Source organism: Lawsonibacter sp., assembly GCF_022777125.1.
Taxonomy (GTDB): Bacteria; Bacillota; Clostridia; order Oscillospirales; family Oscillospiraceae; genus Lawsonibacter_A; species Lawsonibacter_A hominis.
Genome location: NZ_JALFGV010000025.1, coordinates 1 through 13,501, shown reverse-complemented (window position 1 = coordinate 13,501; position 13,501 = coordinate 1). Strand labels below are relative to the sequence as shown.

General features: G+C 57.5%; 14 protein-coding genes. 3 read left to right on the top strand and 11 right to left on the bottom strand.

What is annotated here, in order from left to right; genetic code table 11:
• The 3 genes from MR825_RS02205 to MR825_RS02195 form a co-directional block, all read right to left on the bottom strand.
• Positions 1 to 1,218: MFS transporter (locus MR825_RS02205; protein ID WP_287878528.1), on the bottom strand; the 1,218-nt coding region annotated here is incomplete at its 3' end.
• On the bottom strand, positions 1,215 to 2,039 hold the full coding sequence (locus MR825_RS02200) for a DAPG hydrolase family protein (protein WP_186906376.1): 825 nt from the start codon (positions 2,037 to 2,039) through the stop codon (positions 1,215 to 1,217). The genes MR825_RS02205 and MR825_RS02200, both read right to left, overlap by 4 nt.
• Positions 2,040 to 2,142: 103 nt before the next feature.
• On the bottom strand, positions 2,143 to 3,039 hold the full coding sequence (locus MR825_RS02195; RefSeq protein ID WP_186906375.1) for a LysR family transcriptional regulator: 897 nt from the start codon (positions 3,037 to 3,039) through the stop codon (positions 2,143 to 2,145).
• A gap of 296 nt (positions 3,040 to 3,335) precedes the next feature.
• On the opposite strand from MR825_RS02195, the gene MR825_RS02190 reads away from it, so the two are divergent.
• Positions 3,336 to 4,622, top strand: a complete 1,287-nt coding sequence (locus MR825_RS02190; RefSeq protein ID WP_186906374.1) for an MFS transporter — start codon at positions 3,336 to 3,338, stop codon at positions 4,620 to 4,622.
• Positions 4,623 to 4,679: 57 nt separating this feature from the next.
• Here the strand turns inward: MR825_RS02190 and MR825_RS02185 are convergent, their stop codons facing one another.
• The 5 genes from MR825_RS02185 to MR825_RS02165 all read right to left on the bottom strand — a co-directional run bounded on the left by MR825_RS02185 (position 4,680) and on the right by MR825_RS02165 (position 8,390).
• The gene (locus tag MR825_RS02185) at positions 4,680 to 5,972 is read right to left on the bottom strand and encodes an alanine/glycine:cation symporter family protein (RefSeq protein WP_287878526.1); all 1,293 of its coding nucleotides are present in this window, start codon (positions 5,970 to 5,972) and stop codon (positions 4,680 to 4,682) included.
• Positions 5,948 to 6,817 carry an alpha/beta fold hydrolase gene (locus tag MR825_RS02180; RefSeq protein ID WP_186906372.1) on the bottom strand — a complete coding sequence of 290 codons (870 nt, stop codon included), beginning with the start codon at positions 6,815 to 6,817 and terminating at the stop codon, positions 5,948 to 5,950. Before MR825_RS02180 ends, MR825_RS02185 begins: the two co-directional genes overlap by 25 nt.
• Before the next feature lie 47 nt (positions 6,818 to 6,864).
• Entirely contained in the window at positions 6,865 to 7,104 is a 240-nt protein-coding gene (locus MR825_RS02175) for a hypothetical protein (RefSeq protein WP_256175227.1), read from the bottom strand.
• Positions 7,105 to 7,254: 150 nt separating this feature from the next.
• Positions 7,255 to 7,740, bottom strand: coding sequence for a GNAT family N-acetyltransferase (locus tag MR825_RS02170; protein ID WP_186906371.1), 486 nt, complete (start codon positions 7,738 to 7,740; stop codon positions 7,255 to 7,257).
• 323 nt (positions 7,741 to 8,063) lie between these two features.
• Complete coding sequence (locus MR825_RS02165) at positions 8,064 to 8,390, bottom strand: winged helix-turn-helix transcriptional regulator (protein WP_243204641.1); 327 nt, start codon at positions 8,388 to 8,390, stop codon at positions 8,064 to 8,066.
• A 117-nt stretch (positions 8,391 to 8,507) separates the two neighbouring features.
• Here MR825_RS02165 and MR825_RS02160 point away from each other — a divergent pair, with 117 nt between their 5' ends.
• Both MR825_RS02160 and MR825_RS02155 read left to right on the top strand, forming a co-directional pair.
• Positions 8,508 to 9,119 (top strand): LysE/ArgO family amino acid transporter, encoded by a 612-nt coding sequence (locus MR825_RS02160; RefSeq protein WP_186906370.1) that lies wholly within the window; start codon positions 8,508 to 8,510, stop codon positions 9,117 to 9,119.
• Between the two features lie 39 nt (positions 9,120 to 9,158).
• Positions 9,159 to 9,650, top strand: coding sequence for a GNAT family N-acetyltransferase (locus MR825_RS02155; protein WP_287878520.1), 492 nt, complete (start codon positions 9,159 to 9,161; stop codon positions 9,648 to 9,650).
• Here the strand turns inward: MR825_RS02155 and MR825_RS14345 are convergent.
• The 3 genes from MR825_RS14345 to MR825_RS02145 all read right to left on the bottom strand — a co-directional run.
• On the bottom strand, positions 9,560 to 10,594 hold the full coding sequence (locus MR825_RS14345) for an IS30 family transposase (protein WP_353845857.1): 1,035 nt from the start codon (positions 10,592 to 10,594) through the stop codon (positions 9,560 to 9,562). The genes MR825_RS02155 and MR825_RS14345 overlap by 91 nt on opposite strands.
• Positions 10,595 to 10,837: 243 nt before the next feature.
• Positions 10,838 to 12,466, bottom strand: coding sequence for a glycoside hydrolase family 13 protein (locus MR825_RS02150; RefSeq protein WP_441328102.1), 1,629 nt, complete (start codon positions 12,464 to 12,466; stop codon positions 10,838 to 10,840).
• Positions 12,463 to 13,501: glycoside hydrolase family 66 protein (locus MR825_RS02145; RefSeq protein ID WP_287878519.1), on the bottom strand; the 1,039-nt coding region annotated here is incomplete at its 5' end. The genes MR825_RS02145 and MR825_RS02150, both read right to left, overlap by 4 nt.

The following is a 13,501-nucleotide window of genomic DNA, read 5'->3' as shown; positions in this document are numbered from 1 at the left end:
CACGATACACACCAGGATGAACAGGAACACCACGGTATAGGAACCGGTGCTGTCGTAAATAAGTCCATAGATGGTCGTCGTCAGGGCGCAGGCCGTCAGATAGGCGGTGTAGAGGTTGGAAAAAATGGTGTTATAGCATCGGTGACCGAAGGCCTCCCGCACCAGGATAGGCCCTTCCACGACCCCCAGCGCGCGCCCGCCGCCCAGCATCAGCGCAAAGACTCCGGTCAGGATCACGCTTCCGCTGCCGGTCAGCAGCAGTCCCACGGCGCCTACGCCGATGATCGTAAGAAACAGCTCCATCGTCCGCCGGATCCCCCAGCGGACGCTGAGCGCTCCCAGCAGGAACTGCGTCAGCGCGGCCCCCATCTGATAGCAGGCATTGAGTCCGCCCACTGCCATCTCGCCGTATCCCTTGGCACGAAGCATGGCGGGCACATGGGTATAGGCCCCCGATACCAGCGAGACCGCGATGAACATGCCGATGATGAGGTAAAAGACCGGCATGTGGGCCGCTTGGTCCGGTGTGACCCCGGCATCCATGGGCAGCGGGACGCTCTCCCGCCGCCCCGCCCGTACCGTTTTTTTTCCCGTACAGGGCTCCAGCCCCAGCTCCCCGGGCCGGAAGCGGATCAGGAACACCCCGGCGGGCAGCATGACCAACAGGGCGACGGCGGCAATCAGCAGATACCCCGCCTGCCAGCCGCGGCATTGGATGACCCGGGCCAGCACCGGCGAGAAGACGATGCCGCCCAGCCCACCGCAGGCGGTGGCCAGACCGATGTAGCCTCCCGGAGCGGTGAACCACTCGCTGATGACCAGCGGCACCAGGGTGTAGATGCCAAGCCCCGCCGCAAAGCCCAGCAGGGCGGCGCTGAGCATAAAGTGCCAAAACACCGTGGAGCGCGCCGTCAGGACCGCCGCGCCCGCCAATCCCAGGCACACCAGAGCCAGATACTTGCGCAGGTCGTACCGGGGCATGAGCCGTCCGGCCAGAACCGTGCCCGCCATACCGCACAACGTGCGCACCGTATGGGTCAGGGATATCTCTGTGATGGAAATATTTTGAGCGACGCTGACTGGAGAGAGAAACAGGCCGAAGCAATTGATAATCAGGCCGTAGCCGGCAAAATTGAACAGGCATACCCCCAGGAAAACCGCCGTTGCCCGGCGGCGGCTGGCCTGCTGCCGGTTCACAGCCAGTGTTTCTGCACTCATCCGGCGAAGTCCATGACAGTCAGATCCTCCGCCCGGTCCGGCTTGTCATGGTTTTCCGCAAAGATCTGCGGCAGATATTTGGCCAGGCGGTAATACTCCTGGGGCGAGTGGCGGGACAGCCCCTGTACCCGCCGGGGGTCCACGGCGAAGTCGGTGCGCACAGGCTGCTTGTTGACGATCATCCAGCCCAGCCAAAAACGGGTGCGCAGTTCGATCCCGCCCTCCACCGCGCGGGCAAAATGGATGAAGGTGGTCCGGGGGATGTCCCAGTCGGGCGGCCCGCTGTGGGCACAGATGGCCGTCACCGGCTGGGCGTTGAAGCGCTCCATATCGAATCCAAAGGACTCCGGGGAGCGGAAGGAGATGCGCAGGGCCGAGGTGCCCTCCCCCACGTTCTCCAACACGAAATCGCTGGTGTTCCAATTGCGCTCCCGCCAGCTCAGCGCTGGGTCCAGGCGGCGCTGCCGGTGGTCCGGACTGACCCGGGCCAGATAATGGTCGTTGGGGTCCCAGATCTGATAGCGCAGGCTCTCCAGTCCATGCCAGGCGAACCACCACTCGATCATCTCCAGCGTGACGCCGGGCATTCGGGTCAGGGAAGCGATGTATCCGCTGCCGTCCGGCATAACGCACCAGCCCACCTCCCTGGGCAGGTAGCCGGGGTTCAGCAGGTCGTTCCTCTCTTGGATGGGCAGGGCCAGCGCGGGGTCCATGGGCCGGGCCATCTGCTCCAGAATATCTTCGGGCACGGGGGGATATGGTTCATCAAAATATTTGGCGTAGGGCTTGCGCCGCTCCGCCTCGGAAAGGGGTTGTCTCATGGTATGACCTCCGAGCGTTGGATTTTTTGTTGGGGGAACTTCGGTTGCAAACATACCATACCCCAAGCCGGCCGGAAAGTAAAATATCCCCTTTTCATGGCCGTTATAACTTTCCCTCATGGGCCTGCTCCTGTGCGAACTCCACGAACCGCGCCGCCGCAGTACTTCGGTCCGCTCCGGCACGGGTAATGAGCGCGATGTCGATATCTACGATACCGTCCAGCAGCGCCGCGCAGGAGAGGCGGGAGTCGTGCTCAAAACGGTAGCGCCCGCCGGCGATCACGGCGATCCCCTGACCGTCGGCCACCAATTCGGCGATGAAGTCCGATCGATTGGCCACGATCTTCACCCGGGGCGCAAACCCCGCCATTGCGCAGCTCTGCCGGGTCATACGGGTCATGACGAATTCCTCGTTGAGCAGGATGAACTGTTCCTCCCGCAGCTGGGCAAAGCGCACCCCTTCCCTTCCCGCCAGCGGATGCGCCCGCGGCAGAAGCAGGAAAAACTGGTCCCGCATGATCACCGTAGCCTCCAGGCCCGGCTCCGGTTCCGGCGGGATCAGCGTGGCCCCGATGTCCAGCCGCCCGGCCAGCACTTCCTCCCGGATATGGGCCGAACCATGACCGGAGACCACCAGCTCCATTTCCGGAAAGGCACGGGAAAAATCGGCGGTCAGGCGATAAAACAGGATCTGTCCCAGCCCGTACGGAATCCCGAAGTGCAGCCGGCCCCGGTTGCGGCTGTTAGCCTCGTCCACCGCCCCCAGCAGGTCGTTGTATTCCCGGATCAGCTGCTGTCCCCGTTCAAAAAGCACCCGTCCCACATCGGTCGGCTCACTGCGCTTGTCCCCCTGGACAAGCAGCTTGGCCCCCAGCTCCTCCTCCAGATGCTTGACCGCCTTGCTCAGGGCGGGCTGGGAGAGATAGAGCTGCTTGGCCGCAGCGGAATAGGTGCCGCTTTTGACGATCTGAATAAAATACATCAGCTGTCTGATTTCCATCAAACCTACGCCTCCCGTTCCCTTGTTTTTGTTATTCTACCACAAATGCGGCCGGTCTGGAAAGACCTGCACACACTTCAGCGGTATCTCCCCCAATCCCCTGCGGCCCAAGGACTATAACCTTTCGTTCTGACGGATATGAATCATCGGTATAAGCAAAATGTCCTTTGGGGGTTGACCTTTTACAGGATTTCCTGCTATTCTTACCCTGCGTTGAGGGACGCGGCTGCAAAACAGACTGCCGGCGGGTGCATTGAGAGAACCCACCGGCAGGATATGCTGAGGAGGAAATCGTCTTGACGGAACAAAACACAGCGACTGCCAGCAAGCAGAACAACAAAGCCAACAGTTTCGGCGGCTGGGGCTGGAGCATGATCTTCATGTGCATGATCGCCTATTTTATCGGCGGCGGCATCAACACAGACGGCCTGAACATCTTTGTAGGCGCTTTGAGCGGCGCCCGCGGCTGGGACCGGGCCGCCATGCTCTCCTGGTCCACCTACGGCGGCTGGATCGCCATCCTCTTTACCTTTATCTTCGGCCATATCATCGTGAAAAAGGGCGCTAAGGTAGTCTTTGTCGGTACGCTGTTCCTCACTGCCATTGCCATTTACTTCTACGGTCATACGCAAAATTTTGCCGTCTACGCTATTTCGGTCGCCGCCTGCTCCATCCTGAGCGCGGGCTACTCCCTGACCGCGCCCAACACCATTCAGGCCAACTGGTTCCCCCGCAAAAAGGGCCTGGCCCTGGGCTGGTCTACCATCGGCTATCCGCTTTGCACCATGATCTTTCCCTTTGTCACCAACTTCCTGATGGGGAACTTCGGCGTAGAGTCCATGTTTACCGCCATCGCGGTTTTTGTACTGATCTTTGCCGTCATCTCCATCTTCTGGTGCAAAAACACCCCGGAAGAGGTGGGCTGCGCCCCCGACAACGACCCGCTGAGCGCCGAGGAAATCAAGGCCAGTCAGGCCGCCGCCAGAGCCTACAAGAGTCCCTGGACCATGAAGCGGCTGCTCAAAACGCCCCAGACCTGGCTGATCGGCATCGGCATGGGTCTTCTTTGGATGGTCACCGTCGCCATCGTCAGTCAGCTGGTCTCCCGCCTGATGGGCGCGGGCTATGAGCGCACCGCCGCCGTCGGCATGCTCTCCGTCATGGGCTTCTTCGGCATCTTCGGCTCCTACATCTGGGGCTTCATCGACCTGAAGATCGGGACCAGGAAGGCGACCTATATCTACGCCGCCTGGTATGCCGTGGCCCTGCTGCTGCTCATCTTCATGGCGAACACCGTTACGATTTATCTTGGGGTCTTCATGGTAGGCATCTCCGTGGGCGGCATCTGCAATCTGATCCCCTCCATGATCGGCTCGGTCTTCGGCCGCTACGACTTTGCCGCCGCCAGCCGCTTTATCTCCGCCGTCACCAAGGGCATCTGCGCCTGCGCCTATCTGTATAACGCACAAAGCCTCAAGCTCACCGGCAGCCTGACGGCCGGGTATGTGGGGCTCATCGTTCTCTGCGGTGTGGCCGCCCTGCTGGTCTTCCTCATCAAGCCCGTTGTAAAGCCTCAGAACTGAATTTTCTTCCAAAAGGGCCCCGTTCTCCAAGTGGAGAACGGGGCCCTCCGTCTGTTGTCAGCGGTCCACCAGGGGAATCTCCGTCCGGTCGGTCTCCTCCAGGTGGTTCAGGTAATAGTTCGTCTCTCTGGCGGTCACACCGGATAGGAGCAGTACGGCGATCAGGTTTGGAATGGCCATCAATGCGTTGAGGATGTCCGCGATGGTCCACACTAGGTCCAGCGCCAGCACCGGGCCGACTACCACCACGGCCACAAACAAAAGCTTATAGGGCAGCAGCGCCTTCTTTCCCCACAGGTACTGGGCGCAGCGCTCTCCATAGTAGGACCAGCCCAGGATGGTGGACCAGGCAAAGGTAATGATGCCCACCACCAGAATGATGGGTCCCAGCACAGGGATCTGACTGAAGGCCGCGGTGGTGAGCTGGCCGCCGTCAGCGATGGTGTCCATATTGATCTCCGGATTTTTCATGATCGTGGAGACCAGCACCAGGCCGGTCATAAGACAGACCACCACCGTATCCCAAAAGGTTCCGGTGGCGGAGACCAGGGCCTGCCACACCGGGTTGCGGGTCTGGGCGGCGGAGGCCACCAGCGGAGCCGACCCCATGCCGGACTCGTTGGAAAAGAGTCCCCGGGCCACGCCGAAGCGCAGGGCATAGTTGATGCCCAGGATAATGACGCATCCCAGCACATAGAATACCGCCATCAGGGGCACCAGCTTCTCGCATACACGGGCAATGGACTGGATGCCGCCGATGATGACGATACCGGTAAGGATCCCCCCCACGACGCCCACCGCGATGGGCGGGATATTCAGGGGGACGTTGTTTTCGATGACCTCCGCGATGGCGTTGATCTGGGTGCCGCAGCCGATGCCGAAAGAGGCCAGCGCGGCCAGCGCGGCGAACAGCACCCCAAGCCACTTCATATTCAGCCCGCGTTCCAGGGCATACATGGCGCCGCCCTGCATCTTGCCGTCCGGAGTGCGTACCCGGTATTTGACGGCGATGAAGGATTCGGCGTATTTGGTAGCGATGCCGAACACCCCCGCGATCCAGCACCAGAACACCGCGCCCGGCCCGCCCAGAAAGATAGCGGTGCCCACGCCGATGATGTTGCCGGTGCCGATGGTGGAGGCCAGGGCGGTGGTGAGGGCCTGGAACTGGCTCACATCGCCGGGGGAATCCGGGTCCTTCGTCACGGACAGCTTGATGCCGGTAAGGGTTTTGCGCTGGATGAACCCGGTGCGCAACGTCATAAACAGGTGGGTCCCCAGCAGCAGGACGATCATGGGGATCCCCCATACGAAATCATCCAGCCAGGTCATGATCTGTGAAAACTGCTCCATTGCTTCTGTCTTCCTCTCTCTGATTCGTCCGGGGAATGCGCGCCCTCCGAAAGCTGCCGGAGAAACCGGTCGATGATCCGGTTCATCGCTTCCGGCTGGTCCACGTTGGCGTTATGCGCCGCGCCCGGAATGAGGAACAAGGGGTGGCCTTCCGCCCGGTGCCACGCTTCGTTATAGGCCCTGACCTTTCCCGTCCGGTCGTGCTCCCCCACGGTCAGCCAGATCGGCCCGCAGGGGGATGTATCCCGTATCTCGGGGATGAACCCGGCAAAACCAAGGTACATTAGCCGGCACAGCTCGTCCTTGGAGTATCCCTGGAGCATTTGGAGCATATTCTCCCTGCCCCGCCGGGTCCTGCCGCACATGCGCGCCATGGAAGCGCGCAGCAGCCTGTCCGGAAAAAGCCGAAACATCCATCGTGTCTGCTTCAGCCAGAAAAGGTCGGACGGGCTGTAATACCGGCTTCCATACGGACAGGTACCGATTGTGATCAGCCCCTTGACCCGTTCGGGTGCGCAGGCGAGCAGCGACTGAGCCACAAATCCGCCCGCCGACTGCCCGATCAGCACTGCCGTCCCGATTTCTTCCCGGTCCAGGATCGTTTGAAGCTCTTCCGCCAAATGTCCGTAGGAAAAGTCCTGGTAGGGCCTTGACTTCCCGTGGGCCGGCGCGTCCCACGTGAGCACGGTATGTCTGCCTGAAAAGTGTTGGATCTGGCCGTCAAACAGGCGGTGATCCGCCGTCAGACCCGGCAGGAAAACCAAGTTCTCCCTCTCCGGGCGCACGCATTTTTCGATCCAGTAATAGGTCCTGCCCCGTTCCGATACGACCGACCGCTCTTCCATTTCCCACGCCGTCCCCCTTCCGTCCGCTATTGTCCGCTTTGCTCCATTCACTTTTTCAGCTGTCCGGCCATGGCGGAGCTGCCGCGCTCCTCCTGCCGTCCCTGCTGCTCCAGGTAGCGGCGTACGGCTTTCTTGCCCGCGGACCGGTTCTCCCGGCGCTTCTTGAAGTCAGAACGCTTCTCCCGGTAGCCGCATACGCAGGCGAACATCTGCTTTTCTCCCTCGCCCGCCAGGCGGGCGGCAAATCGCCGCGTTTCCCCTGCAAAAACGCTCTCCCGCTCCTCCACTAAAACCGCTTCCATACAAAATATGGGCGATTGCGAAAAGCAAAGGAAACAGTAGCACACCTAATGAAATGTTCCGAAGAATCAAAGCGCAAAAATGTGTGTAAAAAGTTCCGGAGCAGGCATTGGAAAAGGGTACCCTTTCCGTAAAAATCACTCGTTTCTGCCTGCGGCAGATAAAGAAATGTATTCTTTAAATATTCCCTCTTGACGCATGCCCAATTTTCGGCAAAGCCGCTGAGAACTTGTATGATAGTCTTCAACATAAGCATCGATGCGCCGGGCATGCATTTGTTTGAACAGGAAATCCATATCTGCTTTTGCAGCCTCATAAGCATAACCCGGCCCGCAGTAATCAGAACGGAAATTCCAGCACACGCTGAAGGCATCCTTTTCCCGCCGGCCAAACACGGTACCTATAAATGCATCTGTTTCCTTCAAACATACCGCCAGTTCCGAATCATCCTTTTGACTCTGTTTCTTTTGGATCTCATCGCCCGCTTCTTCAATACTATCCAGCTTTTCGCCAACAAAACAATGTACTTTAGGATGTGCAAAGAGCTGGAAATATGCTTCGGCATCCTGTTCACAAAATGGCCTGATAACCAATCGGTCGGTATAGAGCTTGATCGCTCCCATTTTTGTTTTCTCCAAATCCGGATTCATCAACGTCTTCGATATCCCTATCATATTGCTTGAATCTGAATCCTTTTGCCCTTTTCCCGCCTTTTATGGAATAGCACCGTCACCCACTCTTGCCAATAGTCAGATAGCTCTTTGCGTTATTTTCTATGATACGGAAAAGCGAACGTGTTGGCAATACGAAAGATACGCGCCCATACCGTTTCCCCCGGGGCATGCCCCGCATACAAAGCCCGCGGCGCCCTGAGACCGCTGACCACCGCAGGCTTTTAGCCTGCGGCGGTCAGCTTCGGTCCGATCCGACGCAGGGCGGACGCCCGCTACAGCGCGATGCTCCAATTCCCCAGGGCATCCAGGATGGGGATCAGCTGCTCACAGCGGCGCGTGGCCTGGTACTCCACCCGCACAGGCACTTCAAGATACTCCCGGCGAAGAATGAGCCCGTCGCTTTCCAGCTCACGCAAGGCGTTGGCCAATACGGTATTGGACACGCCGTCCAGGCTCTTTTTCAGACGGTTATAGCGCGTAGGTCCGTTGTTGTGGAGCGAGCAGAGGATCTGCATCTTCCATTTCCCCCCAATGAGCTCCAAGGCCCGGTTCAGGGGACAGGCATCCATACAGGGGCAATTCTCATGGGTCGGCTCCAAGGTCAGTTCCTCCTTACCTGGTACGGAATTTCTGCGTTCTTGTCAGAATCACCTGTCGGTACTATAATCATACCAGGTAGCAAGAAAAAAGAAAAGTCTTTTTCAGGAGGAATCGTCATGCCGCCTTATCTCCAGGGCCTGGCCATCGGACTGGCCTACGTGGCCCCCATTGGGATGCAGAATCTGTTTGTCATCAACTCCGCCCTGACCCAGCCCCGACGGCGGGCCTTGCTCACCGCCCTGATCGTGGTGTTTTTTGATGTGACTCTGGCGCTGGCCTGCTTTTTCGGCATCGGCGCGCTGATGGAGCGCTTTACCTGGCTGCAGCTTATCATCCTGCTGGCGGGCGGAGCCACCGTGGTGTGGATCGGCGTCGGCCTGCTGCGTGACAAGCCCACCATGGATCAGACGGTAGAGGTGAACGTCCCGCTGCCGCGGGTGGCCGCCAAGGCCTGCGTGGTCACCTGGTTTAACCCGCAGGCCCTGATCGACGGCACCATGCTCTTCGGCGGCTTCCGGGCGGGCAATCCCGGCGCGGTCAGCTCCCAGCTGATCCTGGGCTCCTCCACCGCTTCCTTTCTGTGGTTCTTCGGCGTCACTATCCTCATTTCCTGCTTCTCCGCCCGGTTCAACGATAAGATCCTGCGCGTCATCAACATCGTGTGCGGCTGTATCATCACTTTCTACGGTCTCAAGCTGATCCTGCGTTTTTTCCAGCTGATTCTGTAACGTGTTGTAACATACATATGGAAAGGAGCACGCTGCTATATGAACGAGCTTTCTATCCGTCACGCCGAACCCGGAGACTTGGATCCCCTGATGAAGATCGAAACGGACAGCTTTCCGCCAGCAGAGGCGGCCTCCTGCGCTACGCTTGCATACCGCATATCCGATCTTGCGGAGTGGTTTCTGGTGGGCATGCTGGATGGCGTGCCTGTGGGCTTTTTGAATGGGTTGACCACACGGAAAGCATTTATTGAGGATGACATTTTCGAGCCTGGAAATTCTGATCCCGATGGGAAGACTCTGGCTATTCTCAGTTTGGCCGTGTCCCCCGACTTTCGGTGCAAGGGCTTGGCGGCCGCCCTCCTGAACTCCTGTCTGGAGACCGCCCGCCAACGCGGATTGGAGCGTGTGGTGCTCACCTGCAAGGACCACCTGATCCACTATTACCAGCGCTTCGGCTTTATGGAACACGGAATTTCCCGGTCCGTACATGGTGGCGCCGTGTGGCATGACATGGAGTGCAGGCTTCTGTAACGGCGCCTCGCAAAACGCCAAAGGTGAATTGTCAAGTCAAGTGCAGCAGCAGGCCCCAAAAGACTGCAAAGGGGGAGCGTCAGGCAAGGCATTTTTGCGCACGGAGGTTCAGTAAGGCAATAATGCTGTCGATCTGCTCGTCTGAAGCCGGGCCCATATCGGATCCCTTGGGCGGTCATTCTCTTGATTCGACCGTTGGGGTTCTCGTTCGCGCCGCACTGCCAGGGGGCGTGCGGGTCCGCAAAATAAAATGGAACCGTTCCGGCTGCCGCGGAGAGCTCCCGGTACAGCGCGAATCCAGACCCGCGGTCCGGCGTGATGCTTTTTATCCGATCCGGCGGCAGACGGATGAGCAGAAGGATCATCGTGTCACGGGCGGACCGGGCCGACCTGTCAGGCAGCTTTGCGGCCGGCGTAAACCGGGACTTGCGGTCTACCACGGACAAAAGGCAGCTTCCTCTTTCTGCTCCGGCTGGCTGCTCGTTTGTTTTCCTCAAACAGTCCGGCGTGGACGGCGCGGCAGATGGACGCATAGCTGCGCTGCAGCGGAGTCTTCTCCTGCTTGAGCCGATTCGATATCTCATCAGGAGGCCAGTGTGCCTCCGGAAACAGCCTGCGGATGTGCTCCCGCTTCTCGGGCGCGCACAGAATATGCTTTTGCCCGCAGAGAAGGCGCCTCTTCCCGTAGCAACGCTGCGCTTTTGACGGACTGTACGGTTGCTTCTCGGCTTGTTTCTTGACCGCTCCCGGCTGAGCGTTTCTGGAGCCCGGCCAATTTCCTGGGCGATCCTCCGAAGGCTCCGCCCCTCCCCCTTTATCTGGGATCGCTTTTCTCGTTCTTCTATGCTAAGATGCCTGTAGTGGCTCACGTCCAGGCTCCTTTCTGGTTGTCCGCAAACACCATTGTGGGAGTTTCCCTGGCTTGAGTCACTTTTTTGTTGCATTTGTATCGTATATCTAAGGCATTGCCGCGTAATTCAACGCGTGCGGATTGGCGCGAAAATTTGTGCCGCAAAAAGGCGCAAAACCGCAGGAATACTTTGTGTATTGCAAAGTTTTCAACGCATTTGTGGGGCAAATTGGCCGCCAAGACGTGCGTGGGGAATTGTGCGGTGTTGCCCTAAGTATAGAAATGGAGCAGCGCCTATCTGCCTCACTTTTTATAAAAAGGGAAAAACCCCTATATGTTATAGATCTGTCGCAACAATAAAGCCATATGGAGAGAGGACATTTTGGGAGGCCCCTTCTGAAAGGAGAATTTCTCCAAGCCCTTCTTTGGATAAAGCTACATCCTCTGTACTGAAATTACACCAGATAGAGATGGTTTTGCCTTCATAGGTTCGTTGATATGCGAAAAGCTGCGGATGCTCCGGCAAAAGGAGCTGGAAATCCCCCCATTTCAGAATCTCGCTGGCGTTTCGCAGAGCGATCAATTTTCGGTAGAGGTGAAGGATCGACCCTTCATCCTCCATGGCGCCTTCCACGTTGATGCCGGGATAGTTGGGATTTACCTCGATCCACGGCACTCCGGCGGTGAAACCGGCGTTGGCCGTGCCGTCCCACTGCATGGGGGTGCGGGCGTTGTCCCGGCCCTTCTTCCGGATGCCGTTCCAAGCCCAGGCTGTACGGCCGGCCTTCTCCGCTTCCTTCAGCAGGCTCAGGCTCTCAATGTCCCGGAGCTGTTCTACCCGTTCAAAGGGCATGTTTGTCATGCCGATCTCCTCGCCCTGGTACAAAAACGGCGTGCCCCGCAGCAGATACATGGCCACGGCCAGCATCTTGGCGCTGTGGACTCGCAGCTCTTCGCTCTCCGTGGAGCCAAAGCGGGACACGATCCGGGGCTGGTCGTGATTGCCCCAGAACAGGGTATTCCAGTCAATGGCCTGCTGCCACGCGGAGATGATCTCTTTAAATTTCATCAGGTCGAAGGGGATAGCGTCCCACTTGCTGCCCGCGCCGTCCATATCCATAATGTCGAACTGGAAGAGAAGGTCCAGTTCCCGGGCATCACCCACCACAGAGTTGGCGTTGCGAGTATTCACAAAGCTGGTCTCCCCCACGCACATGCACTCCCGCCCATCCAAGCACGCTTGGCGCATCTCCCGCAGGTATTCGTGGAGCTTGGGCTGGAAGGCGAAATACTCCGGGGTGAACACATATCCGTCACCCGGGCCGTCGGGCAGGGCCGGATGCTTGGCGATGATACTGATCACATCCATGCGGAACCCGTCCACGCCCTTATCAAACCAGCGGTTCATCATATGGAAGACATCCCGCCGCATATTTTCGTTTTCCCAGTTCAAATCGGGCTGCTTTTCGGAAAAGAGGTGGAGATACCACTGGTCGGTCTGCTCGTCATAGCTCCAGGCGGAGGGGGCGAAAAAGGACGCCCAGTTGTTTGGCTCCCTTCCGTCTTTCCCATCCCGCCAGATGTAGTAATCCCGATAGGGATTCGTCTTGTCCTTCCGGGACTCAATGAACCATTTATGCTCGTCGGAGGAGTGGTTTACCACCAGGTCCATAATCAGCTTGATATCCCGCCGGTGAAGGCCCTCCAGCAGCGCGTCAAAGTCCTCCATGGTGCCGAATTCTTCCATAATCTTCTCATAGTCCCGGATATCATAGCCCATATCGGCGTTGGGCGAGTCGTAAATCGGGCAGAGCCACACCGCACCGATGCCCAGCCACTTCAGATAATCCAGCCGCCGGATAATTCCTCTCAGATCGCCGATACCGTCCCCGTTGGAGTCCTGAAAGCTGCGGGGATAGATTTGATAGAAAACGCGTTCTTTCCACCATTGATTCACCTGATTTATCCTCCTTCAACGACAATAACGCCGCATCGAAGCACTTGAACTTCTGCACATACCGCTAAACCCTGTTCCGTCTTTAAAAGTTGATAGGGCAGATGTCTGCGCTGTCCGTGCACTTGATCTGGAGAGGCAAACCAAACATCGTTTGGTTTGCTCATAACTTGAACCTGCATGGTCACAGTTTCCATTTTGCAGGGCTTAATTTTCCCCTCATTCCAAAGGGAATTGTTGTTAAGTAAATTAACGATGTAAATTGCTTTTCTTTTGCGATTCTGGCGGAGGTGAAACCATATCTTTCCGTCTTCGCCGTCAGCACTTCCTTCTGGAGAAAAAGCATATTCGTGATTATCCCAGCCTTGGTGCGTCATGCTGACATCTTCCATTGTGTCATCCATTAAGAGTGTTTCATACTGTACAAAAAAATCCTGGTAGACGCGTATCCATTCCAACTGCTCATCATTTAGCTTAGTATAGTCAACATAGTATCCTTGCGTTATTACTGCATTTTCCTCGCCAAAAAAGAGCTGGGTTGCGCCATACATTCCAATTACAAACGAGAGAAACAATTGGCATTCCAAGGCTCGTTCCGGGGCGTCCGTACGAAAAGGTGCTGGGTATGCGGCTAAAACAACTGGTTTTCGGCTGTTTCGAGCTTCTGAGATCAAGGCCCCCAGATGCCGGTAGCGGGTGCAAGGAGGCCATACTTCGATATAGACAGCTTGCTGACTGGTGAGCATTGTACGTGATGCAGGCCACCCCCCCACATTGTTGAACATTAGAAAAGGCGTCTTCCGTGACTCTGTTGAGATTAGATGTGCGCTTTCAATCAGCTTCGGGAATTCGTCACAAAGATATATAGCACGGCCTTGGCTATCAAAGGCAAATTTAGGCGCGCCATATGTGTCCATATGGATTCCATCAAATCCGACATCGTTTATCGCATGTTGATATTGCTCCAAAATATGGTTATGCCAACCTGCTTCCCGCTCTAAGTTCATAATGTAAAATGTATTGATAAAGCAAATCGGCTCTCCTGCG

What these genes read in the sequence shown, in the direction of transcription:
- MR825_RS02200 (WP_186906376.1), bottom strand. Translation starts at nt 2,039, where the DNA reads ATGAGACAACCCCTTTCCGAGGCGGAGCGGCGCAAGCCCTACGCCAAA.
- MR825_RS02195 (WP_186906375.1), bottom strand. Translation starts at nt 3,039, where the DNA reads ATGGAAATCAGACAGCTGATGTATTTTATTCAGATCGTCAAAAGCGGC.
- MR825_RS02185 (WP_287878526.1), bottom strand. Translation starts at nt 5,972, where the DNA reads ATGGAGCAGTTTTCACAGATCATGACCTGGCTGGATGATTTCGTATGG.
- MR825_RS02180 (WP_186906372.1), bottom strand. Translation starts at nt 6,817, where the DNA reads ATGGAAGAGCGGTCGGTCGTATCGGAACGGGGCAGGACCTATTACTGG.
- MR825_RS02170 (WP_186906371.1), bottom strand. Translation starts at nt 7,740, where the DNA reads ATGGGAGCGATCAAGCTCTATACCGACCGATTGGTTATCAGGCCATTT.
- MR825_RS02160 (WP_186906370.1), top strand. Translation starts at nt 8,508, where the DNA reads ATGCCGCCTTATCTCCAGGGCCTGGCCATCGGACTGGCCTACGTGGCC.
- MR825_RS02155 (WP_287878520.1), top strand. Translation starts at nt 9,159, where the DNA reads ATGAACGAGCTTTCTATCCGTCACGCCGAACCCGGAGACTTGGATCCC.
- MR825_RS14345 (WP_353845857.1), bottom strand. Translation starts at nt 10,594, where the DNA reads ATGCAACAAAAAAGTGACTCAAGCCAGGGAAACTCCCACAATGGTGTT.